Genomic DNA, 24,868 nt, shown 5'->3' with positions numbered 1-24,868 from the left:
GAGCGCAGCGACGCAATCCCAGGCGGTTTACGCGGCTCTGGATTGCGTCGCTGCGCTCACAATGATGAGGAGATGTGCGGTGCGCAAAATGGGCAGGCGCCCGACGGCTCACCTGCAATCAGCTAATATTCCCGCCCAAAACATTCCGTCGCCCCCGCGAAGGCGGGGGCCCCGCTTCCTTCTGCCTCGCCGCAAAGAACAAGCGGGATCCCCGCCTTCGCGGGGATGACGGGGTTGGATCACCAAGTTCGGCGTGACGAACTCACGCCGCGTCGCTGCGGCTGTCGTAGAACGACCGGCTCGCCTCGATCGACGGCCGATTGGTCACCGCCCAGGCGCCCAAAGCCTTGACCGGCTCCGACAGCGAACGGCCCAGATCGCTCAGCGCATATTCGACCCGCACCGGAACGCTGGCATGCACCGTGCGCACCACCAGCCCATCGCGCTCCAGAGCGCGCAAGGTGCGGGAGAGCATCTGCTGCGAGATACCCTCGATCCCGCGCTTCAATTCGTTGAAATGGCGATTGTCCTCCAGCAGCGTCATGACCACCAGCATCGACCACTTGTCGCCGACGCGGGCGAGAATATCGCCGACCATGCGGCAGCTGCGGGCGGAATGGACGACTTCGCCAGCCGGTGTGTGCCCGACGGCATCAGCGGGCTCTAAGGTAGTCAGCTTCATGTTACCTGGTCCTGAAAAAATGCGCTCTTGGCGGACGTCGCAGTGCAACATAGCTATGGCCAGTCATTTTTCCAGACTACCTCCCAACTGAAGGCACTCTCCCATGAAGCTTCTCCATCTCGATTCCAGCATCCTTGGCGAAAACTCGGTCAGCCGCGCGGTGTCGGGCGCCATCGTCGGCTCGCTGACGCAGGCCGATCCCTCGCTCGAAGTCACCTATCACGACCTGGCCGCCGAAGCCCTGCCGCACCTGACGCTCGACATCCTCGGCAACCCGGACGGCACGCCGGAACTGGCCGAATTCCTGGCCGCCGACGTGATCGTGATCGGCGCCGGCATGTACAACTTCACCATCCCCAGCCAGCTCAAGGCCTGGTTCGACCGCGTGCTGGTGGCCGGCAAGACCTTCCAGTACACCGCCGAAGGTCCGCAGGGCCTGGCCGGCGGCAAGAAGGTCTACATCGCCCTGTCGCGCGGCGGTTACTACGGTGAAGGCCAGCCCGGCGCCGCCGTGGAGCATGCCGAAAGCTACCTGCGCGCCGTGCTGGGCTTCGTGGGCATCACCGATCCGATCTTCGTCCTCGCCGAAGGCATCGCCATCGGACCGGAAGTCCGCGAAAAGGCCCTGGCCGACGCGCTTGCAGAGGCCGGTGCGCTGGTCGTTCCTGCCTGATCTTTGCCCGTTCGCTTCCAAATGCGCGAAAGCGCATTTGGAATGCGGCGCCGGCCCACTCCCCCACCCGACCATCCACGCGTGTATCCTGATGAGTGGTCGGGTGGGGGAGTGGGCCGGCGCCGCAAAATCCGCCCTCAGCAGATTTTCAAACAACCCAACGCGCATTTGCCGGCTGGAAATTCCTCCGAAGGCTTGGTAATCGGCCGATCCATGAGCACGCAGCCCGAAACCGTCTTCACCGATTCCCACCGCGTTTCCTGCGACGGGGCCACCGAAATCCGCTCGAACGGCACCTACAAGGCTGCCGCTCTGGGCCACCCGCGCGTGTGGCTGGAGATCGACGAGAAGGGCTATGTCGATTGCGGCTACTGCGATCGCCATTTCGTGCTGAAGGGCGGCCCGGCCGACCAGCAGGCGGCCTGATCGCCATACCTTTCGAGCCGGGCACACCGCCTGACGGCATGCCCGGCCCTCAATTCGATTTGATACCGCGGATCGCCGCCCTATATCCGTGGGCATGACCAGCCCCGATCCGCGCTCGCTCCTCTATCGCCAGCTTTCGCCCGAAGAGGCCCAGGCCCTCGCCCGCGAAACCTTGCAGCGTTGCGAGGACGGCGAACTCTACATGCAGTTCATCGCGACCGAGGCGTTCGGTTTCGACGACGGCCGGTTGAAGACCGCCGACTATTCGCGCGATGCCGGCTTCGGCCTGCGCGGGGTGACCGGTGAGATGACCGGCTTCGCCCATGCCAACGAGATTTCCAGCAGCGCCATCCGCCGCGCGGGCGAGACGCTGCAATTGCTCGATCCCGCCACCGGCACCCGCCCCGGCCCGCCGCCGCGCAGCAACCGCCACCTCTACACCGAAGCCTCCCCGCTGGACCTCGTCCCGTTCGAGGACAAGGTGCGCCTGCTGGAACGGATCGATGCTGCCGCCCGCGCCCGCGATCCGCGCGTTTCGCAGGTCAGCGCCAGCCTGACCGGACAATGGTCGGTGGTCGAAATCGTGCGGCCGGACGGCTTCATCGCCACCGACGTGCGCCCGCTGGTGCGCCTCTCCGTCTCGATCGTCGCCGAAAGCAACGGCCGGCGTGAGACGGGCTCATTCGGGATGGGCGGCCGCCACCTCTACGACACGCTGTTCGATCCCGCGAACTGGAACAACGCCATCGATACCGCACTGGCGCAGGCGCTGGTGAGCCTGGAAAGCGTGGACGCGCCGGCCGGCGAAATGCCGGTGCTGATTGCCCCCGGCTGGCCCGGCGTTATCCTGCACGAAGCCGTCGGCCACGGGCTTGAAGGCGATTTCAACCGCAAGGGCACTTCCGCCTTCTCCGGCCGCATCGGCGAACGCGTGGCCGCCCCCGGCGTCACCGTGATCGACGATGGCTCGATCTCCGACCGACGCGGATCGCTCTCGATCGATGACGAGGGCACCCCCACGCAGGAGACGGTGCTGATCGAGGACGGCATCCTCAAGGGCTACATGCAGGACCGCATGAACGCGCGGCTGATGGGCGTGGAATCGACCGGCAATGGTCGCCGCGAAAACTACGCCTATGCCCCGCAGGTCCGCATGACCAACACCTTCATGAAGGCCGGCAACGACGATCCCGCCGAACTGCTGTCGCGCATGAAGAAGGGCATCTTCGTGAAGTCCATGGGCGGCGGGCAGGTCGACATCGTCTCGGGCAAGTTCGTGTTCTCGTGCAACGAGGCCTACAAAGTGGAAGACGGCAAGCTGGGCGCGCCGATCAAGGGCGCCACGCTGATCGGTGACGGCCCGACGGTGCTGACCCGCGTGACCGGCATCGGCAACGACCTTGAACTCGATCGCGGCGTCGGCATCTGCGGCAAGGGCGGGCAGAGCGTTCCCGCCGGCGTCGGCCAGCCCACGCTGCTGGTGGAAGGCATCACCGTCGGCGGCACAGCCTGACCGGGGATGCCTGACGGCGAAACGCCCTTCACGTACGACGGTCATTGCGGGTTAAGCCGCTGCGTGGCAGTGTTCGGGCAAGGGCGGGCTTTGTGGAAGGTAAGACAATGGCATACCAACATGTCGCCGCTGCCGCGTTGATCGCGGCCAGCCTGATCGCCACCCCCGCCGCCGTTTCCGCCAAACCGAAGCTGACGGGCGAGCAGCAGCTTGCCAAGATCCTCGAAGGGCGCGAGGCGGGCAAGCCGGTTAACTGCATCCCGCTCAATCAGTCGAACGACACCCAGGTGGTAGACAAGACGGCGATCGTCTACCGCGTCGGCGGCACGCTCTACGTCAACCGGCCGACCAATGCGGACAAGCTCGATTCCGACTCGATCCTGGTCACCAAGCTCTATTCCAGCCAGCTCTGCCGGCTCGATACCATCCAGCTGCACGATCGCTCCACGCGCATGTGGAACGGCTTTGTCGGGCTGCAGGACTTCGTGCCCTATACGCGCGTGAAGCAGCAGGCTTCTGCCGGAAATTAGGGGCAGGCTCAGCCAATACCAGCGTCCCCTGAGGGCGGCCGGAACTTCGCGCTTCGGCCGCCTTCTGCATGGCCGCGCCTATCCATCCAGCCGGCGCCCCAGCGTGACGACATCCTGCACTTCGTAGCCGATGGCATCGTAGAAGCCGAGCGCCACCCGATTGTCGCCCCGCACCATCAGCTGAATCTTGGGGCAACCCCGCGCCGCCAGCCATTGCTCGCACGCCGTCATGAGGCCGCGGGCGATGCCCTGCCCGCGCCACTCGGCCCCTACGCCGAGGTAATAGACCCACCCGCGATGGCCATCGAAGCCCAGCATCACCGTGCCGGCCAGCGCGCCATCGCGTCGTGCCAACAGGATCGTGCTGCCATCCTGCCCCAGTGCCAGATCGAAATCCGCCGAAGGATCGTTCCACGGCCGCGTCAGGCCGACGGCCTGCCACAAGGCCACCACCGCTGCGCGATCGGTGACCACAGCTTCGACGATGGTCATTTCCATAGGGGCTGCCTCTCCCGATTGGCGGACCTCTCAATGTGCTGACGGAGCGGGCTAAAGCAAGGAAATCCGGCGATATTCCGCTCGAAGCCTTTCCCTGTGCACCCATGCGCCTATCTACGGCATGTTGCCGATGGAGATTTCGATGCCGCTGTTCCGTTCCCGCATGCCCTCGCCCATCGGCGAACTCACGCTGGTCGCCAGCGAGGACGGGCTGGTCGCGGTACTGTGGGAGAACGACGATCCCCGCCGCGTGCCGCTGGCCGATCCCGTCGACGACGCGGACAACCCGATCCTTGTGCAGGCGAATGCCCAACTCTGCGAATACTTCGGCGGCGAACGATCGCGGTTCGACCTGCCGCTCGATTTTCGCGGCACCGATTTCCAGAAGAGCGTGTGGCATGCCCTGCTGACCATCCCCTTCGGAGAGACGCGCAGCTATCGCCAGATCGCCGAAGCCGTCGGCCGCCCCACCGCCAGCCGGGCGGTAGGCGCCGCCAATGGCCGCAACCCGATCTCGATCATCGCGCCATGCCACCGCGTGGTCGGCACCAGCGGCGCGCTCACCGGATTTGCCGGCGGGCTTGAGGCGAAAGCCTTCCTGCTGACGCTGGAAGGCCCGCGCCTACTGCTCTGAAAGACTGGTTGGAAAATGCCCGGAGGGCGAATTTCAAACGGGCCTCGAGATCAGAAGCGCCACGCATTTCGTTTCAAGTACGCCTCGATCCCAACCGTTGCCCCCTCGCGCTCCAGACGAGAAGCTTTAACTCCGCCCAAGGGGCGACTTCGGTTGTGATCAGCCCTTCGTTAGGCCGACCGTGCCGAACTCCACACCCTCGACCACGCGGAATATCCGCCACACCATAGGGGCGCCGGACATTGCCAGCCGCAAACAGAAAAAAGCCCGCATCTCTGCGGGCTTAGTTCCATTCTCATGCTGCTAGCTACCGGTCGGTGCCAGATAGCAAATCATTCCCACTCGATCGTGCCGGGCGGCTTCGAGGTGTAGTCGTAGACCACGCGATTGATGCCCTTCACCTCGTTGATGATGCGGGTGGCCACGCGCGACAGGAAGCCTGCGTCGAAGGGGTAGATGTCGGCAGTCATGCCGTCGGTGGAGGTCACCGCACGCAGCGCGCAGACGCTGTCGTAAGTGCGGCCATCGCCCATCACGCCCACGGTCTTCACCGGCAGCAGCACCGCAAAGGCCTGCCAGATCGCGTCGTAGAGGCCCGCGTTGCGGATTTCCTCAAGGTAGATGGCATCCGCCTTGCGCAGGATGTCGCAGCGTTCGCGCGTCACTTCGCCGGGGATGCGGATCGCCAGGCCCGGTCCGGGGAACGGGTGACGGCCCACGAAGATCTCGGGCAGGCCGAGTTCGCGGCCCAGCACGCGGACTTCGTCCTTGAACAGTTCGCGCAGCGGCTCGACCAGCTTCATGTTCATGCGTTCGGGCAGGCCGCCGACATTATGGTGGCTCTTGATCGTGACCGAGGGACCGCCGGTGAACGAGACCGATTCGATCACGTCCGGGTAGAGCGTGCCCTGCGCCAGGAACTGCGCGCCGCCGATCTTCTTCGCTTCGTCTTCGAAGACGTCGATGAAGGTCTTGCCGATGAACTTGCGCTTGGCTTCGGGGTCGGTGACGCCCTCAAGACCCTTGAGGAACAGCGTCGATGCATCGACGTGAACCAGCGGGATGTTGTAGTGGCCGCGGAACAGGCTGACGACCTGCTCGGCCTCGCCCATGCGCAACACGCCGCCGTCGACGAAGACGCAAGTCAGCTGGTCGCCGATGGCTTCGTGGATCAGCAGTGCGGCCACGGCCGAATCGACGCCGCCCGACAGGCCGCAGATCACGCGCTTGTCGCCGACCTGAGCGCGGATTTCCTCGATCTTGGTCTTGCGGAACTCCGCCATGGTCCAGTCGCCGGCGAGGCCGCAGACGTGGCGGACGAAGTTCTTCAGCAGCTTGCCGCCATCGGGCGTGTGCACGACTTCGGGGTGGAATTGCATCGCGTAGATGCGCTTCTCGTCGTTGGCGATCACCGCGAAGGGCGCGCCTTCGCTGGAAGCGACCGGACGGAAGCCGGGGGCCAGGCTGGTCACCTTGTCGCCATGGCTCATCCACACCTGATGACGCTCACCCTTGGCCCAGAGGCCATCGAACAGGGCGCAATCGTCACCGATCTCGATGAAGGCACGGCCGAATTCGCCGGTATCGCCCAGCAGCACTTCACCGCCAAGCTGGTGCATCAGCGACTGCTGGCCATAGCAGATGCCCAGCATCGGCAGGCCGCTTTCAAGGATTTCCTCGGGAATGCGGGGGCCGTTCTCGTCCAGCACCGAAGCGGGCGAGCCGGAAAGGATCACGCCGGCCGGCTTCATGCGGGCGAAGGCTTCCTTCGCGGCATTGAACGGGGCGATTTCCGAATAGACGCCTGCCTCGCGCACGCGGCGAGCGATAAGCTGGGTAACCTGGCTGCCGAAATCGACGATCAGGATGGAGTCGGAGCCCTGCCCCGGATTCGATGAGGGAGTCTGGTCAGTCATGGCCGGCCACTATAGGGACATGTCATGGGTGTCCAGTGCAAGCCGCGGATTTGGGCGTGGCGGGCTGGATTCGGCCCCGACAACACGCCGTCAGTTGCAAAATATTCACGTAATTTTGTTTCTTTGTGATTTGCAAAAATTCCGCGTTCCTGTAATTAGCCTCCCATGACAGGGCGTCGTGACCGCCCGGTCAGAATAAGCCAAAAAAGCTAAGTTTGCAGGAAATAGCCATTTCGCGAATGCCTCCCCCGGCGTTCGCCGCTGCCGCTCCGCGCAGGGTGTGTGCGTCGCGGCAGAAGTCCAATGCTTCCCCTCCCGGCATTGGACGATCCCCATATGGCAAAGGGCGGCTCCGCAAGGGGCCGCCCTTTCTTGCGTCTGCAAGCGTGGTTTCCAGCGCCTGCCGGCGCGGCGGGCGCTTCGCCCGAACGCAGTTCCCGCGACACTCGCCGCACGCCCCGCCCAGTCTTGTGGAAAAGCCCGGGTATAGCGCCGGTTTTGCTTGGGTTTCCGGCCCTCAATCCCTATATCCTCGCCATGGCTAGCACCGACGACAGCACTCCCGGCACCGCCGACAACGGCAAGAACCAGAACAGCTACGGCGCGGATTCGATCAAGGTCCTCAAGGGCCTGGACGCGGTTCGCAAGCGTCCGGGCATGTACATTGGCGACACCGACGACGGTTCGGGCCTGCACCACATGGTGTTCGAAGTGTCGGACAACGCGATCGACGAGGCGCTGGCCGGTCACTGCGACCTGGTGCTGATCGAACTCAATCCGGATGGCTCCGTCTCGGTCGAGGACAACGGCCGCGGCATTCCCACCGGCCTCCACCCGGAGGAAGGCGTCTCGGCGGCGGAGGTCATCATGACCCAGCTCCACGCCGGCGGCAAGTTCGAGAACACGTCGGACGACAATGCCTACAAGGTTTCCGGCGGCCTGCACGGCGTGGGCGTCTCGGTGGTGAACGCCCTTTCCGAATGGCTGGAACTGACCATCTGGCGCGACGGCAAGGAGCACTGGATGAAGTTCGCCAACGGCGATGCCGTGGCGCCGCTCAAGATCGTCGGCGATGCGCCGAAGGTGGACCAGAACCCGGACGACAACGGCTTCAAGAAGGGCACCCGCGTGACCTTCCTCGCCTCTACAGAGACGTTCAAGAACGTCACCGAATTCGATTTCGACAAGCTGGAACACCGCTACCGCGAACTGGCGTTCCTGAACTCCGGCGTGCGCATCCTGCTGCGCGACAAGCGTCATGAAGAACCCAAGGAACACGATCTCTATTACGAAGGTGGCATCGGCGCCTTCGTGCAGTTCCTGGACCGCAACAAGCAGCCATTGATGCCCGAACCGATCGCCATTGCGGCGGACAAGGACGGCATCGGCATGGAAGTCGCGCTCGAGTGGAACGATTCGTACTACGAGAACGTGCTGTGCTTCACCAACAACATCCCGCAGCGTGACGGCGGCACCCATCTGGCCGCGTTCCGCGCGGCGCTGACCCGCACGCTGAACGGCTATGCCGAACGTTCGGGCCTGCTGAAGAAGGAAAAGGTCTCGCTTTCGGGCGACGACATGCGCGAAGGGCTGACCGCGATCGTCTCGGTCAAGCTGCCCGATCCCAAGTTCTCCTCGCAGACCAAGGACAAGCTGGTCAGCTCCGAAGTGCGCCAGCCGCTGGAAGCGCTGATGAGCGAGAAGATGACCGACTGGCTGGAGGAAAATCCCGCCACCGCCAAGACCATCGTCATGAAGGTGATCGACGCCGCCGCCGCCCGCGAAGCCGCGCGCCGCGCCCGCGAATTGACCCGCCGCAAGGGGGCGATGGACATCGCCTCGCTGCCCGGCAAGCTGGCCGACTGCCAGGAACGCGATCCCGCCAAGTCCGAACTGTTCCTGGTCGAGGGTGACTCGGCAGGCGGATCGGCCAAGTCCGGGCGTGACCGCAAGACGCAGGCGATCCTGCCGCTGAAGGGCAAGATCCTGAACGTGGAGCGTGCGCGGTTCGACCGCATCATTTCCTCGAAGGAAGTAGGCACGCTGATCCAGGCGATGGGCACGGGCATCCGCGACGATTTCAACCTTGAGAAGCTGCGCTACCACAAGGTCGTCATCATGACCGACGCAGACGTCGACGGGGCGCACATCCGCACGCTGCTGCTGACGTTCTTCCATCGCCAGATGCCGGAAATCATCCGCGCCGGGCACCTCTTCATCGCCCAGCCGCCACTCTACAAGGTCGCCAAGGGCCGCAGCGAAGTCTACCTGAAGGACAACGCCGCGCTCGACCGCTATCTGGTCGAAGCCGGGCTTTCCGGCCGCGTACTGGAAACCTCCGGCGGCGCGCGCATGGGCAGCGACCTTGAAGCGCTGGTCGATCACGCGATCCGCTTCCGCAACCTGATGGCCTTCGTGCCGCGCCGCTTCGACCCGACGATCATCGAGGCACTGGCGCTTTCCGGCGCGTTCGAGCCCGACCTTTCGCCCGCCGACCGCACCGCCGCGCTGGAACGCACCGCGCAGTGGCTCGATCGTGGCGATCCGGAAGCCAAGTGGGCCGCCCGCCTGACCGACGAAGGCAACCTTGAGATCGAGCGCGTGTGGCGCGGGGTGACCGACCACCACAAGATCGAAGGCACGTTCCTGGCCAGCGCGGAAGCGCGCAAGCTTGCCCGCCTCGCGGCTGAAAATGCCGATGTCTATTCCGGCGCCGCCCGCCTCACCCGCGCCAGCGCCGCCGCCGAAGTGGAAGCGACCGAGGGCGACGACGAAGTGGCGGCAACCCGCCCGCTGGTGGGTGCCGACGTCATCACCCGCCCGGCCCAGCTGCTGGACGCCGTGCTGGCCGTGGGCCGCAAGGGTCTTTCGATCCAGCGCTACAAGGGTCTGGGCGAGATGAATGCCGAACAGCTCTGGGAAACCACGCTGGATCCGGAAAATCGCGCGCTGCTGCAAGTGAAGGTCGAGGACGCGGACGTCACCGACGAGATCTTCACCCGCCTGATGGGCGACGTGGTCGAACCGCGCCGCGAATTCATTCAGGACAATGCCCTGAACGTCGCCAACCTCGACGTCTGATCCGTCGGTTCGCGAAGCAAGCGGGGCCGCGCGACATCGTTCGCGCGGCCCCGTTTTGCGTTCAGGACTTCAGCGTGTCCTTGTAGACCTTGCCGTCCTTGATGATCACCATGAAGGTCCTGCCGGGATCGGCCACCAGCTTGATGTCTTCCAGCGGATTGCCGTCCACCACGATCAGATCGGCATAGGCCCCCTGCTCGACCACGCCGAGATTGCGGGGATAGGGATTGCGCGGGCCGGACAGCCGCAGCAGTTCGCCGTTGGTCGATGTCGCCATGATCAGCGCCTCCGCCGGCGTGTACCACCGGGTCAGGTCGACCAGCGAATTGCCCTGGCGACTGGCCAGCAGCGAAGAGAACAGGATGTCCGTCCCGAAGGCGGTCTTGATGTGATACTTGCGGACCAGGCGGTACATCCGGTCGGTTCCGTCGACCACTTCCTTCAGCTTCGCCTGCTCGTCCGGGCCCATCGCCGCGCCCAGCGACATGTCCACGAACGGTTGCGTGCTCAGCCAAACCCCATGGTCGGCAATCATCTTGGCGGTCGCCTCATCCATCAGGTGGCCATGCTCGATGCACTTCACGCCCACCTTGATCGCCCGCTGGATCGCCGCCGGCGTATAGGCGTGAACGGCGACATAAGTGCCCCAGTTGTCCGCGGCTTCGACGGCGGCCTGAAGTTCCCCCTCGGTAAAAGTGGAAACGTCCAGCGGACTGAACGGCGAAGCGACGCCGCCGCCGGCGGTCAGCTTCACCTGGCTGGCACCCTGCATCAGTTGTTCGCGCGCGCGCATCCGCACTTCGTCAGGGCCATCGGCAATGGCGGCGCCGCCCAGTTCCTCGATATGACTGAGCTGCCCCTGGCGGCGCGGCAGTTCGCTCAATTGGCGGAAATCGCCGTGGCCGCCGGTGATCGTGATCATCGCGCCGGAAGGATAGATGCGCGGGCCCACCACCAGCCCCTCGTCGATCGCGCGCTTCAGCGAAAAGGCCGGGCCGCCCATGTCGCGCACGGTCGTGAAACCGCGCATCAGCGTGGCGGTCGCCTCCACTTCGGCCTGCAGCGTGGTGTAGCCGACGTCGTTGGTCAGCAATTGCTGCGGGGTCGGCCGCACGAACATCGAATGCCAGTGCGCGTCGATCAGGCCGGGCATCAGCGTTCGCCCACCGCCGTCGATCACCTGCGTGTCGGTCGTTCCCGCAATCGCACCGGTCGATATGCGTTCGATCACGTCACCCCGGATCAACACGCTGGAGGACGCGGACAGCGTCGGATGCCTGCCATCGAAGATGCGCACGTTCTGAATCAGGATCGTGCCCGCGCCATCGCCCGGCGCCTGCTGTGCCTGGCTGTTCTGGGCCAGGCCGACCGGCATCGCGACCAGCGCCAGCGATGCCAATCCCGCTGCGACCTTGCGCAGCATCGAACGCGGCCGTCGGCGAACGGTCCGGCGGAAGGCAGGAAACGAAGGGGGGGGGATACCGGACGCATCGCAATCATTGCAGCTGCTCCTGATCGATCTTATTTATTTTGCGCACGAAATACACCATTGCGAAGCATCATGATAGCTTCGGCTTACACACTTTCGATCCTTGTTTATCGGTGATATATGCCTGTTCTTGTCGATGGGCGCGAGTCGTCTGAATTTCGTTGCGTTAGCTACTTGAGAAACGCAACCTGTCGACTTGAACAGCGACGACAGCGACTGCCCAAGCAGGCGTCACACGTGCGATCTATACTGGCCACTCCGGTTACGACGCCTGATTTTTGGCGCGCGGCTGGGTGCTGAACGATCGCAAGCCCGTGCTTCGGCCATGCCGCCGGAGAAATGGACGCGCGAGAGAGGAAGCGGCACGACCATGTCGTTTTCTGGCCAGACCGGCCACGATCAGGCCGATTGCCCATCCTTGCTCGCCCGATCGGTTCCCACGTCGAGGTTAGGAGAAAGCCATGAAAACGCCTGGATTCATTATCCTATGCTCCCCCGCGATCGCCGTCTTTGGCGCCGGCGCGCTGGCAGGGTGCACGCCGCAGCCGGGAGTGTCCTCGTTCTCGCAGAACGAAGTCGGGCAGGTCGCCCAGGTCCAGTTCGGGCAAGTCACCGCGATCCGCCAGGTGGATATCCGCCCCGGTGAGACGCGCCTGGGCACCATCACCGGTGGCGCGCTGGGTGCCATCGGCGGCAGCCAGATCGGCAGCAGCACCGCCGCCAACGTCGCCGGTGGCGTGGCCGGCGCGGTCGTGGGCGGTGCGGTGGGCAGCGCCCTCCAAGGGTCGTCCCGCACGGCGGGCATCGAGATCACCCTCCATCTGGATTCGGGGGACGATGTGGCGATCGTTCAGCCCGGCGATCCGCGCGATTTTCGCGTGGGTGACCGGGTCCGCCTTTCCGGCACTTCCGAAAACGCGCGGGTCACGCACTGAACGCGCCCTGGCACTCCACGTCGGCAGGATGCGGCTGAACAATCAGGGCTGAACCGTGGCCGAAAAACCGAGACCCAAAAACCGGAAACGACTGGCCGGCTACTTGGCCGTCGTTTCCGGCCCCGCCCGCCAGATCCGGGTGCGTATCTCGATTTCCGGGGCGGCATAGATCACGATAGGCAGGCGGCTGTTGTAGCGCAGCATGGGTTCATCGGCACTGCGCACGAACTTCTTCGACTGGCTGTTGGGCGGGCAGGCCATCATCGTGCTTGCCGGTGGATGGGCCGTGGTGACGACGTAATAGTCGTAGCCCCAGCCCGTTACCGTGCGCTTTTCCATGCGCGATCCGAACGCGTGACGGTTGCAGTCCACCACCATGGTCCTGCCCACGATCACCCCGACCTTCATCGCATCCTCGTTGGCGGCGCGGGGCAGGAAGATCACCCGCCGCACCTGACCGGGGGGAGCGGGCGGGAACGCCTTCAATTCGTCCGCCGGCGTGCGTTGCGCGGGTGCCGGTGCCGCTCCGGCCGCAGCCGCCAGCCCAAGGGCCATGGCAAGGCCCACCGCAAGGCCAAGCGCAAGGCGAGCCTGTGACGGCGTGCCGAGGTGTGAAAGATGGGGGCCAGACATGTTCTACCTCGCAAATCACATTCCGTTGAAACCAGACGACGCGGCACCGCGCCGGGGCGAATATCCCCTTACCTCAGAAGGCAATTCCCATCGTGATCGCCGGCGCGGCCGGGTTGGATCGATCGCTGTCCGGAACCACCGCTTTGATCTTCGGCCATTCGACGCCCAGCGACAGATCGTGCAGCCAGGACTCGCGCATATCCAGCGCGTCGGCGAGATCGAAGCCGATGTACTTCGCCAAGCGCAAGTTGCGGTGCTTTATGAAAGAGATCGGATCCCGATCCCGATATCGATGCGATTCCGCCAGGCTCTCCGACAGCAAGGCGATATCGCCTTCGATGTCCAGAGGCTCCGCCGTCTTGCGCGCAGCGGTCTTGCCGTGATCTTCCGCCCGGATCGACGAAAGGGCGCGTGAGGGTGCGAATTCCTGCGCGATCCGCATGGCGCCCAGCCCATGTCCGAAGCGTTGGGCGAAAGCGGTCACAGGAGGATGCAGTCCCAATGCCGCGTTCGGCCCCGGGGGCGAGCGCGGATTCGGGGGTGGGCGCATTGCCGCTCTGGCCCCGCAGCGGGGCAGGCGCGACCGCTACGGGGCTGAACGCAAGTCCCGGCAGCCGCCTGTCGCTGCCCTGATATCCGCGCACTTGTGGCGGAAGCGCGGCATCGGGAACCGTGTGTGCCGCCGTCGCCTGTCGCGAACCCTGAACCGCCCGCTGCGTGCCAACCGCTGCCGGACTCGCGCGCCCGGCGCTCTCCTGCCCCAGCGCGGGCAGCGGACACACGACCAGCCACGCCAGACCGGTTTCCACCGCCAGGACCGCGAAAGCGGCGTTTCGCCCCGGCCCTGCCATGGTCAGATCTCTGTCGCCACGGCGTTCACGCCGTGATCCATGCGGTCATCGTCGTACTCCCGCCTGAGTATCAAGCCCGGGCTCGCCGCCGGAATCTGCCTTCGAACCCATACGCCGCCGCGCCATCATCGCGGCTCGACCAGCACCGGCACTTGAGGCGCAGGGTTCCCGGAACGAGGATGCGCGCACTGTCGCACGTGCATCAATCCTGCCCGGCAAATTTCAATCGCACTCCTGTCCGGTATCATCCAAGCGCGCATCGGAGCATATCCGCAATTTCCCCGATAACGGCCGCACAGCGGACTTTTCAATAAACCACGTGGGGCCATTTTGTTGCGGAACCGGCCGCGAAATTCGCCCTCAGCGAATCTCCAAACGGGTCGCTCAGCGGCCGACGATCCGAACCATCGGCGCGCGGCGAAACCGGAAAACGCTGCCATAAGTCAGATCCACCGCGCGAACGCGGCGCGACGCGCCGGTCAGATCGATGGCCCGCGTGCACCCGCCCGCCACGATGCGTTCCTGCACCGGCACCTCCTGCCGCTGCCCATCCTCGAACTGAATCGAAAGCGTCTCAAGGCGGAGAGGCGTGTTGAACACGCAGAACTGCAACTGCCGAAGCAGCCGCTCGCTGGTCACCTCAACGGTTTCGTGTTCGGTACCGCTGGCGATATTGCGGGCGCCCAGGAAGAGCCAAGGCGCGTTTGCCGCTGCATTCGGCTGCGCCACTGCTGCGGCCGGAACCATGGCCGAACAGAGTGCCCCAAGAGCCAGAAGATACGAACGCTTCATTGAAATTTCCCCGTGCAAATCGGCCCGAATGCAGGAGGCCAAAACAGCGCAAAGCCATTCAAGGCAAACAAAAACTCTGCCGGAAAGGCATTGCCCTGCACGATTCGGCATGAGGTACACCCGCACCCGCCGTCGATGCAAATGGGCCCTGCCGGGATCTGCGGACCCTGCCTGCCCGATTTCCGGCCTATCTCTTGGGGAATATGCGCGTTTTTCGCGGCCATTCGGCTGACAAGGCCAGCCCGCTCTCCTAGAATTCAGGGAAGACATGGGGGAATTGATGAAAAGAACTGGTCGAGCCGCGACTCTGGCACTTCTGGGCGGGCTCATGCTGTTGCCGACGATGGCGCAGGCACGGGCGGACATCCAGGCGGATGTCGTCAAGGCCATGCCGCGCCTGCAGTCCTCGATGAACGGCAACGACTGCACCGGTGCGATGAAAGTCGTGTCGCCCATTCTGGCGCGCAAGGATTTCCCGTCGCTCGATGCCCGACTGCAGGCACCCATCCTGTTGGCGGCGACGCTGTGCGAAGGCAATTCCAACCAGATCGAGCCGGCGCTGGTCCATGCCCGTGCGCTGACCGCGTTGCCGGCCGCGCCCGACGTTGCCTGGCGGATGCGCTTCGGCCTGGAACTCGACAGCCAGCGCTATGGTGACGCGGTGACGACGCTGGAAGCGATCCAGAAGGTGCCATCCGCCGCCGCGACGATCGAGGACAACTGGATTTTCACGCTGGCCCAGCGCTTTGACGGCAAGCCCGACGATCCGGACTTCGTGCGGCTCGCCGCCCTGATCAGCGGCGACGGTTTCGCGCCCGCGCGCTACAACCTCGACTTCGAATTCCTGCGTCTCGCCCACGCCCGGCATCTGGCCAAGGCCGGCAAGATCGACGAGGCCAAGGCCGCGCTGGGCAAAGTGCGGCTGGGATCGCTCTATCGGGAGGCCAGCCTGGATCCCGTTCTGCGCGGCCTGCTGCCCGCCGATTTCAAGCTGAGCGATGCCTACAAGCGCGAAATCGCCACGATCGAGAAGATGAGCATCGAACGCCCCGGCCTGCTGGGGCTGCCGATCGCGCTGTCCGGCGCGCAACGGGCGTTGGGGCAGGATCAGCAGGCGCTGGCGACGCTGGAATCCGCAAGGCCCGAAGGGGCCCTGGCCAAGCAGTTCTCGGACATCGGCGAACAGCATATCTGGTGGTGGAACGCCATGAGCCAGAGCTACAAGCGCCTCGGCCGCTACGACGATGCGGTCGCCGCCTTTCGCAAGGCGGTGGACAAGGGGGAAATGGGCCGCGCCAATATCAGCCAGACCATCAACCTGGGCTTTCTCCAGCTTCATTTCGGCCACTATGCCGATGCCCTTGCCACTCTGGAGACGATCGACGTCAACGCGCCGGGTGCCGCCAGCCCCTATGGCCTGATGGCCTGGCACGATGCCCATGCCTGCGCCGCGCACATGGCCGGAAAGGCCGACCTTGCCGCTGCCGATCTGGCCTATGTCAAGGCGCACGAGGGCGATGCCGCGGCAGTGCTTACCGAAGTGCTGGCCTGCCTTGGCCAGACCGACGCGGCCGCCGCCACGGTCATCGCCCGGCTGGACAATCCGCAGCAGAGCGCCGGCGCCTTGCAGGAACTGAGCACCTTCCTCGAACCCAAGACCCTGCCCGAAAGCCCGACCGCTGCGACCTACAAGGCGATCGCCGCCCGCAGCGACGTGCAGGCCGCCGCCACCCGCGCCGGCGGTGCCCGCATCTTCGACGTGTACGACGAATAGAGCAGTTGATCCCGTCCCCTCGGGTCGGAAACTGCGCCGGGCACGCTTGCACCGGCGCATGGGCGCGGCCATAAACCGCGCCCATGCGTAACCTTCTTGTTGCCGCGCTGCTTGCCGGCTCCGCTTTCGTCGCCATCTCGCCTGCCGTGGCGCAAACCATTCCCGCACCGATCCTGACGACGCCCGAAGCGAAGGATGTCTGGACTCACGCCGAGCCGCAAGTGGCACGCGTCACCCATGTCGCGCTCGACCTCGACGTCGATTTCGCCAGCAAGACCCTGGCGGGTAGCGCCATGCTCGACATCCTGGCCGCGCCGGGCGCCACGCAAGTGGTGCTGGACGTCAACGGCATGGATATTTCCGCCGTCACCGACGCCGGGGGCAAGCCGCTGAAGTGGACCGTCGGCCCGAAGGACCCGAAGAACGAGGATATCGGCTCGGCCCTCACCGTCGATCTGGCCGGTGCCGCGAAGATCAAGATCGCCTACCGCTCGCAGCCCGGTGCCACCGCACTGCAATGGCTGCCGCCGGAAATGACCTTCGGCAAGAAGAAGCCCTTCCTGTTCAGCCAGGGCGAATCGATCCTCAACCGGTCCTGGGTGCCCACGCAGGATAGCCCCGGCATCCGCCAGACCTGGGAAGCCACCCTGCGCGTTCCGGGCGACATGGTTGCGGTGATGAGCGCCGAAAAGCTCTCCGGCGACAAGGGAGAGGCACTGCCCGACAGCCGCCGCCAGTTCCGCTTCCGCATGGACAAGCCGGTGCCGCCCTACCTGATCGCGTTCGCGGTGGGCGACCTGAAGTTCAAGTCGCTCGGCCCCCGCTCCGGCGTCTGGACCGAGGCGCCGATGCTGGACAAGGCGGCGAAGGAATTCGTCGACGTAGAGAAGATGATCGACGCCGCCAGCAAGCTCTACGGCCCCTATCGTTGGGGCCGGTACGACATGCTCGTGCTGCCGCCCGCCTTCCCCTACGGTGGCATGGAAAACCCGATGCTGACCTTCCTGACGCCGACGATCGTCACGGGCGACCGCTCGAACACCGATGTCGTCGCGCATGAACTGGCGCATTCGTGGTCGGGCAACCTCGTCACCAATGCCACCTGGTCGGATTCCTGGCTGAACGAGGGTTTCACCACCTACTTCGAGAACCGCATCATGGAGGCGCTCTACGGCAAGGAGCAGGCCGCCATCTATGCCGACCTCGACTGGGACGTGATGCAGCGCGAGATCGCTGCCGCCGGCGGCCAGACCGGCGCCGCCACCCGCCTGCATGGCGATCCGGGCGCGGGCGAGTTGGACTACACCAAGGGCTCCAACTTCCTGCGCATGATCGAATATACGGTCGGCCGGGAGAAGTGGGATGCCTACCTCACCTCGTACTTCGACCGTCACGCCTTCCAGCCGCAGACCACCGCCGGCTTCCTGACCGACTTGCGCGAGCGGCTGCTGAAGGGCCAGCCGGAACTGGAACTGAAGCTCCAGCTTGACCGCTGGTCCTATGCCGCCGGCCTGCCGGACAATGCCGTGCGCGTGAACAGCGCGACGCTGGCCAAGGTCGATACCAAGCTGGCCGCCTTCAACGCCGGCGGCCCCGCCAGCGCGGTGCAGCCCACCGGCTGGACCACGCAGGAATGGCTGCGCTTCCTCAACGGCGTTGACCGCCAGCAGACGCCCGCCCGCCTGAAGGAGCTGGACGAGACGCTGGGTCTTTCCGCCTCGGGCAATGCCTATATCCAGTCGGCCTGGTTCGAACTGGCGATCACCAACCGCTACGATCCGGCGGTGCCGTACTTGCGCACTTATCTCTCGCGGATCGGGCGTGGGCTGCTGGTCTATCCGCTTTACAAGGGGCTGATGAAGCAGGGCGACTGGGGCCAGTCCAAGGCGCGCGATTTCTTCGCGGAAGCCAAGCCCACCTACCATCCCTCTACCGCCGCGGGCATCGCCCGCATCGTCGCCGGGCAGGAGTAACCAGATGCACCAGCGCTTCGGCAATGCCCCCAGCCCGGCCGTGTTCGAGGCGCTGGCCCACGCCGCCTTCGCGCGCATTCCGGAACCTTTCGCCAAGCACCTCGACGGGATCACCGTCCACGTCGAGGAATTTGCCGACGAGGAGACGCTGCACGCGCTGGGAATCGAGGATGCCTGGGATCTGACCGGGCTCTACCACGGTCGCCCGCTGGACGAGGAATCGGTGTGGAGTTCGGGCGAATTCCGCCCGCGCATCACCCTCTATCGCCAGCCGCTGCTGGCCGAATGGTGTGAGACCGACGTGACGCTGGAAGACCTGGTGACGCATGTGGTGGTGCATGAGGTAGGCCACCACTTCGGCCTGTCCGACGACGACATGCACGCGCTGGAAGACGACGCCGATTGACCTGTCCTCCCCGGCACGGGGAGGGGGACCGCCCGAAGGGTGGTGGAGGGGAATCTCGCCAAGGCGCGAGGCTGCGTGAGGACGCGAATCCCCTCCGTCAGCGCTTCGCGCTGCCACCTCCCCGTACCGGGGAGGACTACCAGCCCGCTACCTCACCAAACCCCGTCGCCCCCGCGAAGGCGGGGGGGCCCGCTTCCTTTTGCCTCGCCGCGAAGAACAAGCGGGATCCCCGCCTTCGCGGGGATGACGAGCGTGATTGGGCCAAGGCTTCGAACGCAATCTCAACTCGTGAACAGCGCCTTCCGTATCACCGCATGAACCCCGAAATTGCCGTTCACCACTTGCGACACGCCGAAGTCCACCCCCACCGATAGCAGCGAGATCGCCTCATCCTCGGTCAACTGCTTGGCGGTCATCAGGAACCGTCGCGCCTTGCGGAAGGCATCGCGCATGGCGGCGTCGATCGAGGAGTGCTTGTAGACCTCGCTCTGCGCGTCAGGCCCCAGTTCCTTCAGGTAATTGGGGTGCGAGAAGCCCATGATCACCCATTCGCTCTCGGTCTCGATCAGCGGGTAATCGACATCCTTCAACTGCTCCATCACGCCCGCGCCCTTGTGGTGGACGATCTGGATCAGCCCCGTCATCGAGCATTCGATGGCGGTGCCGCACAGCTCGCTATCCCCCTGCGAGGCGTGCGGGTCGCCCAGCGAAAGCAGCGCGCCCGGCACTTGAACCGGCAGGAACACCCGCGCGCCGGGGCCGGTGCGCCAGTTGTCGAGATTGCCGCCGAAGCTGGCCGGCGGCACCGAATCGACCAGCCCGTTGTGGTTGGGCGCCACCGCGATCACGCCGAAGTGCGGGCGGATCGGGATCTCGACATTCTGCAGGATGTCGTAATTGCGCTCGATGCTTTCCGGGTTCACCGGCACGCCCGGATAGTCGTAGCGGGCATGGGTCACGCCCGATGGATCGACCTGCGGCGTCCAGCGGTAGGAATAGACCGCGTGCGCCGTCGGCAGCCGCCCGCCAGTCGCTTCCACTTCGTAGATCGTCACGACTTCGCGGTTCTTCGGTTCGGTCAGCAGATCGTTGTAGTGGAAGCCCCAATAGGTGGCGGCGTTGGAGCCGAAGCTCTTGCCGGCAAACCGCGAATTGCCGCTGGGGCGCGGCTTCAGGTCGAGGATGCGGACTTCGATCAGGTCGCCCGGCATCGCGCCTTCGACATGGATCGGCCCGGTGCAGATATGCACGCCGAAGCCTTCGCCCGGCCCGCGCCCGAAGGCGCTGGCATCCATCGGCCCGGCCCCTCGCCGCTCCACCGTCTTGCCACAATGGTCCCATTGGTAGACGCTCTCCACCCCAGCATCGCCTTCGACCATGCGCTCCGGATCGTCGTTGGCGTGGTGGGTCAGCGTCTCGATCGTGACGAAATCGCCCGAACGCACGCGCAGCGCCGGTTTCAGATCCTTGCTGAGATAGCCCCAGTGCACCGTTTCCGGCGTGGCGGGCAGGTGGTGATGGCGCGAGGTGCCGGTGTCGCCCATGTAGGCGGGCACTTGCGGGATATCGTCCGCCGGCTGCTCGTCCAGCTGTTCTTCAAGGACTTCCTCGATCTCCACCGCCTCTTCCGCCTTGGCCGCGCGCTCCTTGCGCGCCGGGCGGCCACGGCGCAGCAGCTCCACCGCCTCCTGCTCCTGCGGCGGGGCCTTGCGGTATTCGCGGGGCGAAATGCCGTACTGCTCGCGGAAAGCGCGACTGAACGAGGCGCTGTCGTTGAAGCCCCATTCGAACAGGATGTCGGAGATCGACTTCTGCACGTGCAGCGGGCTGCGCAAGTCGAGCCGGCAGCGCTCCAGGCGGCGCACCTTCACATAGTGGCCGAAGCTGTCGTCGATCGATTCGAACAGCTTCTGGAGATAGCGGGGCGAGATGCCGTGTTCTGCCGCCACCTGTTGGTAATTGAGGTCCGGGTCGGAAAGGCGGATCTCGATGGTCTGGAAGATGCGTTCCAGCAGCGCCGCCCGCATGCCTGCCGCGCCGCCCAGCGCCTTGGCCGGGGCATTGTCCAGCAGCGCGGTGACGAGGAACTCGGGGAAAGCCAGTTCCACCGGGCGCGCCTGGTCGGTGGTGATGTCGGTCAGCGTATCGGCCAGCGAGCGCAACATGCCGGCGAAGACGCGGGCAGAGCCGCTGTCGGTGGCGATCTTGCGCGGCGGGCCGCTGATCGGGGTTTTCAGGCGGGCGCTCAGTTCGCTGTGCGGCACTTGCACGATCAGGCTGCGGTTGTCGCCCGTGAAGGCGATGCTGACGGGAGAATCGCCGCGCCCGCAGATGATGTCGCCATCGGCAAGGCGCAGTTCCTGTCCGCCGTCGCGCATCGTCGCGCTGCCATCCAGGATCATCGCCAGCCAGTAAGTGGCGGGCTGGTCGCGAAAGTCGATGGTCCAGGCTTGCGCGGTGCCGGTGACGCGGATGAAGTCGATGTGCGTGCTGGATCGGAAGTGGATCAGCTCGCCATAGAGCGTCGCCTCATCCGCGTCGTCCAGCGTGAGCGATAGACGCTTGAGTGCGAACCGCCAGGCGTCGCGGCGCTGTTCCTTGGGGTAGACGTTGGTCGTTATGCGCAAGCGAGAACCACCCTGAATAAGCGGTGGCACCCTTCCCGAGCGGGCGTCCAATTTCGTATTTTGGCGACCTTATGACGAAGGTCTATCGGGCCTCCGACCACTCGGCAAGGGCGGCGTATATCTTAGTCGAAGGGCGTCTCGTTGCCGTACACACTGGTTCCCACGCGCTCCACAAGAGCTGCGCCCCGGCCGCAGACGGCCAGCATCGTCAGGGCATAGACCAGCGCGCTGGAGGCCATATCCTCGGGCGTCGGACGCCAGCGCGGCATGCCGGTGGTGATGGCGGGCACGCGGTGCATGTTGAACACGTTGTGATCGCGCCACATGCTGGAATAGACCGGGTGCGCCGGCTCCACCGCACCGCCGCGCGCCAGCCGGGTGGCGGCATCGACTGCACCCACCAGCGGCGCAACTTCGGACGGGCGCGCCTCGAAACCGTGGCGCACCACCATCGGCTCCACGTCGAACGCCTCCACGTCCACGCCGCGCATGGCGTCCATGATGCCGTGATAGGCGTCCGCCGCCTTCTGGCGCGGGTTGAGCGAGACATCGATGTAGAGCGCGCAGACTTCGGTACCGGCGCCGAAATCGATCGGCATGCCGCCGCGCACCGAGGCGATCTGGACCTTGGGATGGATCGCGCCGCTGGCGGTTTCCATGACGGAGTCGCGCTCGAACTTCAGGCCCCAGGCGTGGAGCGCGTCGATCACCGGGCCCAGCCGATAGATCGGGTTCGGATGGCGGCGCGGGTCGGTGGGCGCATCGAGGATCGGTGAGAATACGCCCTGCCCGAATATCCGCACGCGGTAGAGCGCATAGCCGCAGCCCTGCCAGGTCAGGCCGAAGTCGGTGCCCTCCGCCGCGATCGCATAGTCCGGCGCGACGCCGCCGTGGTGGAACAGGTAATGCGCGCCGATATCCTTGCCGTTCCAGCCGATGCCGGCGAATTCCTCGATCGGTTCGGGGCCGATCTCTCCGGGGCAGGCGGTGAGCCAGGTCTTGCCGGACAGGCCGATGCCCGCCTTGCGCAGCGCCTTGGCGGCGATCAGGAAGCACGACATGGGCCCGCGATCGTTGCTGATCGGATAGCCGCGTAGGCGTCCTTCCTCGTCCAGCCAGCATTGCGTCCACTCGGGATCGGCCAGGGTGGACTCGCGATAGCGGAACTTGTCGTGCTCGCGCATGCCGCTGGGGCTTTCGGTGTCCAGGTGCGCGGTGAACAGCAGGTTGGCGCCGCGTCCGGTTCCGCCATATTCGCCGATCACATTGGGCCGCTCCGGCGTGGCGCCGACCTTGCGCGGGTTGAAGCCTTCCTTTGCCATCCAGTCGTGGACGAATTCGGCCGCCGCCAATTCCTCGCGCGATCGGCTGGGGATGTTGCCCAGCGTCAGCGCCAGTTCGACCAGTTCGTCGGTGTCGATCTGGGCGGCGATGGCGGCACGCTCTTCCTCGCTGACGGCATAGGGGGCCTTTGCGGGATCGGCGAAACTGGTGATGGGATCGGGCATGTCGGCCAAAGTCGGGGCTCCGTGAGAAATCAGTGACCGGAGACGAAGAGCGCTTCACTCTCCGCCTCGCGGCCATAGCGGGGCAGCAGCGTGAGCAGCAGCGCCCCAGCGAGCAGCGCCGCGCCGACGCCGACCAGCGCCGGGCGATACGAATGGCGCGCGTCGAAAACGAGATCGAGCAGGATCGGCGTCGTCCCCTGCGCGGCGATCACCGCCGAATACATGGCGCCGATCACCGAACCGAAGTGGCGCGTGCCGAAGTAGCGGGCAATGAAATAGGGCAGCGCGCCGAACTGTCCGCCAAGGCCGATGCCCAGCAGCGCCCCGCCCATCAGCAATAGCGGCGTGCCCTGCGCGGTCTCCAGCATGATCAGCCCGATCACCGCCATCAGGTACATCGGCACCGCCACGCGCGGCGTCGGGATCTTGTCCATGATCCGGCCGGTGGCGATCTGCCAGCCCGACGTGACGAGCGCAAAGACACTGACCACTGCCGTTCCCGTCGCCACCGAGAACCCCCGGTCGGACAGGATCGGCACGACATGGCTGAACACCGCCGTGGTGCCGCCCGCCCCCGCCGCCAAAGCGATCAGGATCAACCAGAACATCGGCGTCGAAGCCGCTTCGCCCAAGGTCATGCCGTCACGTTCGACGGCGGCCTCGCCGCCCGCCACCGTGGCGCGGTCGCGCAGCAGCAGGACCAGCAGCGGCAGTGCGATCACCAGCATGAAAGCGCTGATACCCAGATAGCCGGCGCGCCAGCCCCATGTCTGCACCAGCACGGCGGCCAGCACCGGCAGCACCACCGAACCGATCCCGCAGCCGCCGCCCGCGCTGATGCCGAGCGCGGTGCCGCGATTCTCGTCGAACCAGTCGGCGATCACTTTCTGGAAGATCGGCGTGCCCGCCATCGCCCCGAACACCGCCAGCACGGTGAAAGTCGCATAGAATTGCACAAGGCTGCCGCTGTTGAGCGCCAGCGCCGCGATCGAGAGCGAGAGGCCGAACACGCCGACCAGCAACGTCAGCCTCGCCCCGGCCTTGTCGACATGGCGGCCGATCAGCGGATAGGTCACCGCGCCCACTAGCGCGAGAATGCCCAGCACGCCCGAAACGCTCGCCCGGCTCCAGCCGAACGTCTCGGTCAGCGGCACCAGGAACAGCCCGAAGACGGCGTGGACCGCCGGCGTCACGCTGACCGAATTGCCCAGCGTGCAGGCGAACAGCACGCCGTTGCGCGCGCCCCGGACGGCCATCAGACGTCTGCGTCCTTTGACCAGGCCTTCTCCACCGCATCGGTCGTGGTCAAGAGCACGCAGTTCTTCTCCATCGCGGAGAGCGAGCTTGCGTGCAGCCCCGGCTCGTAGGCGGCGCTGGCGTCGGAGACGAGGAACACGTCGTAGTCGTGATGGAAGGCGGATCGCGCCGTCTGGTCCACGCAGCAATCGGTGGAGAGGCCGCAGATCACCAGGGTCTGGATGCCGCGCGCGCGCAGCTGCGCATCGAAATCGGTGCCGTGGAAGCTGTCGTAGAGCAGCTTGGCGATCTCGATATCGCCCGCTTCGGGGAAGATGCGATAATAATCCGCCCCGCCGTCCGCCTCGCGGCAGATCGCCTCTCCGCCCGGTTGTCCGCGCCGGACCATCAGCGTCTTCAACGCACGCGAATCCGTCTCGGGGCTGGTGACGACGCGCATCAGCGCCACAGTAGCCCCCGCGCCGCGTGCCGCCGCCACCAGCTTCTCGCAATTGTCGATCGCCGCTTCGGCGGGCGAGAGATCGACCCCATGGCGGCCCAGCAATCCATGCGGTGCGGCGAAATCGACCTGGATATCGACCACCACCAGCGCGGTGGTCTTCGGATCGATCATCCCGGCCAGCGTGGATGCATCGACGTGGGGCAGATCCTCGCTGCGAAGCGGCATCGG

Annotated in this window: 21 protein-coding genes; 10 read left to right on the top strand and 11 right to left on the bottom strand. The window is 65.4% G+C overall.

The window, feature by feature from the left end; genetic code table 11:
• Positions 1 to 262 precede the first annotated feature (262 nt).
• Positions 263 to 682 (bottom strand): winged helix-turn-helix transcriptional regulator, encoded by a 420-nt coding sequence (locus WBP06_RS17490; protein WP_395330295.1) that lies wholly within the window; start codon positions 680 to 682, stop codon positions 263 to 265.
• Between the two features lie 103 nt (positions 683 to 785).
• Here WBP06_RS17490 and WBP06_RS17485 point away from each other — a divergent pair, with 103 nt between their 5' ends.
• The 4 genes from WBP06_RS17485 (at position 786) to WBP06_RS17470 (ending at position 3,824) form a co-directional block, all read left to right on the top strand.
• The gene (locus tag WBP06_RS17485) at positions 786 to 1,355 is read left to right on the top strand and encodes an FMN-dependent NADH-azoreductase (RefSeq protein ID WP_395330293.1); all 570 of its coding nucleotides are present in this window, start codon (positions 786 to 788) and stop codon (positions 1,353 to 1,355) included.
• 213 nt (positions 1,356 to 1,568) lie between these two features.
• Positions 1,569 to 1,781 (top strand): zinc-finger domain-containing protein, encoded by a 213-nt coding sequence (locus WBP06_RS17480; RefSeq protein WP_147221702.1) that lies wholly within the window; start codon positions 1,569 to 1,571, stop codon positions 1,779 to 1,781.
• 94 nt (positions 1,782 to 1,875) lie between these two features.
• Positions 1,876 to 3,294, top strand: coding sequence for a metalloprotease TldD (gene tldD, locus WBP06_RS17475; RefSeq protein ID WP_395330292.1), 1,419 nt, complete (start codon positions 1,876 to 1,878; stop codon positions 3,292 to 3,294).
• Between the two features lie 107 nt (positions 3,295 to 3,401).
• Positions 3,402 to 3,824, top strand: a complete 423-nt coding sequence (locus tag WBP06_RS17470; protein ID WP_395330291.1) for a hypothetical protein — start codon at positions 3,402 to 3,404, stop codon at positions 3,822 to 3,824.
• 78 nt (positions 3,825 to 3,902) lie between these two features.
• On the opposite strand, the gene WBP06_RS17465 is transcribed toward WBP06_RS17470, so the two are convergent.
• A complete protein-coding gene (locus tag WBP06_RS17465; protein ID WP_395330290.1) occupies positions 3,903 to 4,322 on the bottom strand; it encodes a GNAT family acetyltransferase in 420 nt (139 codons plus the stop codon).
• A gap of 142 nt (positions 4,323 to 4,464) precedes the next feature.
• Here WBP06_RS17465 and WBP06_RS17460 point away from each other — a divergent pair, with 142 nt between their 5' ends.
• A complete protein-coding gene (locus WBP06_RS17460; protein WP_395330288.1) occupies positions 4,465 to 4,956 on the top strand; it encodes a methylated-DNA--[protein]-cysteine S-methyltransferase in 492 nt (163 codons plus the stop codon).
• Positions 4,957 to 5,288: 332 nt separating this feature from the next.
• Here WBP06_RS17460 and guaA read toward each other — a convergent pair whose 3' ends face one another.
• Positions 5,289 to 6,872 carry a glutamine-hydrolyzing GMP synthase gene (guaA, locus tag WBP06_RS17455; protein ID WP_395330286.1) on the bottom strand — a complete coding sequence of 528 codons (1,584 nt, stop codon included), beginning with the start codon at positions 6,870 to 6,872 and terminating at the stop codon, positions 5,289 to 5,291.
• A 537-nt stretch (positions 6,873 to 7,409) separates the two neighbouring features.
• Between guaA and gyrB the strand changes: the two genes are divergently transcribed.
• Entirely contained in the window at positions 7,410 to 9,953 is a 2,544-nt protein-coding gene (gyrB, locus tag WBP06_RS17450; protein ID WP_395330284.1) for a DNA topoisomerase (ATP-hydrolyzing) subunit B, read from the top strand.
• 61 nt (positions 9,954 to 10,014) lie between these two features.
• Here the strand turns inward: gyrB and WBP06_RS17445 are convergent, their stop codons facing one another.
• Positions 10,015 to 11,376, bottom strand: coding sequence for an amidohydrolase family protein (locus tag WBP06_RS17445; protein WP_395330281.1), 1,362 nt, complete (start codon positions 11,374 to 11,376; stop codon positions 10,015 to 10,017).
• Positions 11,377 to 11,903: 527 nt separating this feature from the next.
• On the opposite strand from WBP06_RS17445, the gene WBP06_RS17440 reads away from it, so the two are divergent.
• Positions 11,904 to 12,377: a glycine zipper 2TM domain-containing protein gene (locus WBP06_RS17440; RefSeq protein WP_395330278.1), complete on the top strand. Its 474-nt coding sequence runs from the start codon at positions 11,904 to 11,906 to the stop codon at positions 12,375 to 12,377.
• 99 nt (positions 12,378 to 12,476) lie between these two features.
• On the opposite strand, the gene eco is transcribed toward WBP06_RS17440, so the two are convergent.
• The 3 genes from eco to WBP06_RS17425 form a co-directional block, all read right to left on the bottom strand.
• Positions 12,477 to 13,010: a serine protease inhibitor ecotin gene (gene eco, locus WBP06_RS17435; RefSeq protein WP_395330276.1), complete on the bottom strand. Its 534-nt coding sequence runs from the start codon at positions 13,008 to 13,010 to the stop codon at positions 12,477 to 12,479.
• A 73-nt stretch (positions 13,011 to 13,083) separates the two neighbouring features.
• Positions 13,084 to 13,494: a hypothetical protein gene (locus WBP06_RS17430; protein WP_395330274.1), complete on the bottom strand. Its 411-nt coding sequence runs from the start codon at positions 13,492 to 13,494 to the stop codon at positions 13,084 to 13,086.
• A 751-nt stretch (positions 13,495 to 14,245) separates the two neighbouring features.
• Positions 14,246 to 14,653 (bottom strand): hypothetical protein, encoded by a 408-nt coding sequence (locus tag WBP06_RS17425; protein WP_395330272.1) that lies wholly within the window; start codon positions 14,651 to 14,653, stop codon positions 14,246 to 14,248.
• A gap of 280 nt (positions 14,654 to 14,933) precedes the next feature.
• Between WBP06_RS17425 and WBP06_RS17420 the strand changes: the two genes are divergently transcribed.
• From WBP06_RS17420 to WBP06_RS17410, 3 genes are all read left to right on the top strand, one after another.
• On the top strand, positions 14,934 to 16,427 hold the full coding sequence (locus tag WBP06_RS17420) for a hypothetical protein (protein WP_395330270.1): 1,494 nt from the start codon (positions 14,934 to 14,936) through the stop codon (positions 16,425 to 16,427).
• 83 nt (positions 16,428 to 16,510) lie between these two features.
• Complete coding sequence (locus WBP06_RS17415) at positions 16,511 to 18,400, top strand: M1 family metallopeptidase (protein ID WP_395330268.1); 1,890 nt, start codon at positions 16,511 to 16,513, stop codon at positions 18,398 to 18,400.
• A 4-nt stretch (positions 18,401 to 18,404) separates the two neighbouring features.
• The gene (locus WBP06_RS17410) at positions 18,405 to 18,806 is read left to right on the top strand and encodes a metallopeptidase family protein (RefSeq protein ID WP_395330266.1); all 402 of its coding nucleotides are present in this window, start codon (positions 18,405 to 18,407) and stop codon (positions 18,804 to 18,806) included.
• Positions 18,807 to 19,087: 281 nt separating this feature from the next.
• Here WBP06_RS17410 and WBP06_RS17405 read toward each other — a convergent pair whose 3' ends face one another.
• From WBP06_RS17405 to WBP06_RS17390, 4 genes are all read right to left on the bottom strand, one after another.
• Positions 19,088 to 21,433 carry an acetamidase/formamidase family protein gene (locus WBP06_RS17405; RefSeq protein WP_395330264.1) on the bottom strand — a complete coding sequence of 782 codons (2,346 nt, stop codon included), beginning with the start codon at positions 21,431 to 21,433 and terminating at the stop codon, positions 19,088 to 19,090.
• Between the two features lie 122 nt (positions 21,434 to 21,555).
• On the bottom strand, positions 21,556 to 22,941 hold the full coding sequence (locus WBP06_RS17400) for a peptidase M20 (RefSeq protein ID WP_395334245.1): 1,386 nt from the start codon (positions 22,939 to 22,941) through the stop codon (positions 21,556 to 21,558).
• A 29-nt stretch (positions 22,942 to 22,970) separates the two neighbouring features.
• Complete coding sequence (locus tag WBP06_RS17395) at positions 22,971 to 24,197, bottom strand: MFS transporter (protein WP_395330262.1); 1,227 nt, start codon at positions 24,195 to 24,197, stop codon at positions 22,971 to 22,973.
• A complete protein-coding gene (locus WBP06_RS17390) occupies positions 24,197 to 24,865 on the bottom strand; it encodes a cysteine hydrolase family protein (RefSeq protein ID WP_395330260.1) in 669 nt (222 codons plus the stop codon). The genes WBP06_RS17395 and WBP06_RS17390 overlap by 1 nt, the downstream gene beginning before the upstream one ends.
• Positions 24,866 to 24,868 lie beyond the last annotated feature (3 nt).

Source organism: Novosphingobium mississippiense, from assembly GCF_044029535.1.
GTDB lineage: Bacteria > Pseudomonadota > Alphaproteobacteria > Sphingomonadales > Sphingomonadaceae > Novosphingobium.
This window is presented reverse-complemented; position numbering and strand designations above follow the sequence as displayed.

Coding starts and splice junctions, on each gene's coding strand:
- WBP06_RS17445 (WP_395330281.1), bottom strand. CDS start 11,376: ATGCTGCGCAAGGTCGCAGCGGGATTGGCATCGCTGGCGCTGGTCGCG.
- WBP06_RS17400 (WP_395334245.1), bottom strand. CDS start 22,941: ATGCCCGATCCCATCACCAGTTTCGCCGATCCCGCAAAGGCCCCCTAT.
- eco (WP_395330276.1), bottom strand. CDS start 13,010: ATGTCTGGCCCCCATCTTTCACACCTCGGCACGCCGTCACAGGCTCGC.
- WBP06_RS17425 (WP_395330272.1), bottom strand. CDS start 14,653: ATGAAGCGTTCGTATCTTCTGGCTCTTGGGGCACTCTGTTCGGCCATG.
- WBP06_RS17490 (WP_395330295.1), bottom strand. CDS start 682: ATGAAGCTGACTACCTTAGAGCCCGCTGATGCCGTCGGGCACACACCG.
- gyrB (WP_395330284.1), top strand. CDS start 7,410: ATGGCTAGCACCGACGACAGCACTCCCGGCACCGCCGACAACGGCAAG.
- WBP06_RS17440 (WP_395330278.1), top strand. CDS start 11,904: ATGAAAACGCCTGGATTCATTATCCTATGCTCCCCCGCGATCGCCGTC.
- WBP06_RS17420 (WP_395330270.1), top strand. CDS start 14,934: ATGAAAAGAACTGGTCGAGCCGCGACTCTGGCACTTCTGGGCGGGCTC.
- guaA (WP_395330286.1), bottom strand. CDS start 6,872: ATGACTGACCAGACTCCCTCATCGAATCCGGGGCAGGGCTCCGACTCC.
- WBP06_RS17465 (WP_395330290.1), bottom strand. CDS start 4,322: ATGGAAATGACCATCGTCGAAGCTGTGGTCACCGATCGCGCAGCGGTG.
- WBP06_RS17390 (WP_395330260.1), bottom strand. CDS start 24,865: ATGCCGCTTCGCAGCGAGGATCTGCCCCACGTCGATGCATCCACGCTG.
- WBP06_RS17485 (WP_395330293.1), top strand. CDS start 786: ATGAAGCTTCTCCATCTCGATTCCAGCATCCTTGGCGAAAACTCGGTC.
- WBP06_RS17470 (WP_395330291.1), top strand. CDS start 3,402: ATGGCATACCAACATGTCGCCGCTGCCGCGTTGATCGCGGCCAGCCTG.
- WBP06_RS17410 (WP_395330266.1), top strand. CDS start 18,405: ATGCACCAGCGCTTCGGCAATGCCCCCAGCCCGGCCGTGTTCGAGGCG.
- WBP06_RS17480 (WP_147221702.1), top strand. CDS start 1,569: ATGAGCACGCAGCCCGAAACCGTCTTCACCGATTCCCACCGCGTTTCC.
- WBP06_RS17460 (WP_395330288.1), top strand. CDS start 4,465: ATGCCGCTGTTCCGTTCCCGCATGCCCTCGCCCATCGGCGAACTCACG.
- tldD (WP_395330292.1), top strand. CDS start 1,876: ATGACCAGCCCCGATCCGCGCTCGCTCCTCTATCGCCAGCTTTCGCCC.
- WBP06_RS17395 (WP_395330262.1), bottom strand. CDS start 24,197: ATGGCCGTCCGGGGCGCGCGCAACGGCGTGCTGTTCGCCTGCACGCTG.
- WBP06_RS17415 (WP_395330268.1), top strand. CDS start 16,511: ATGCGTAACCTTCTTGTTGCCGCGCTGCTTGCCGGCTCCGCTTTCGTC.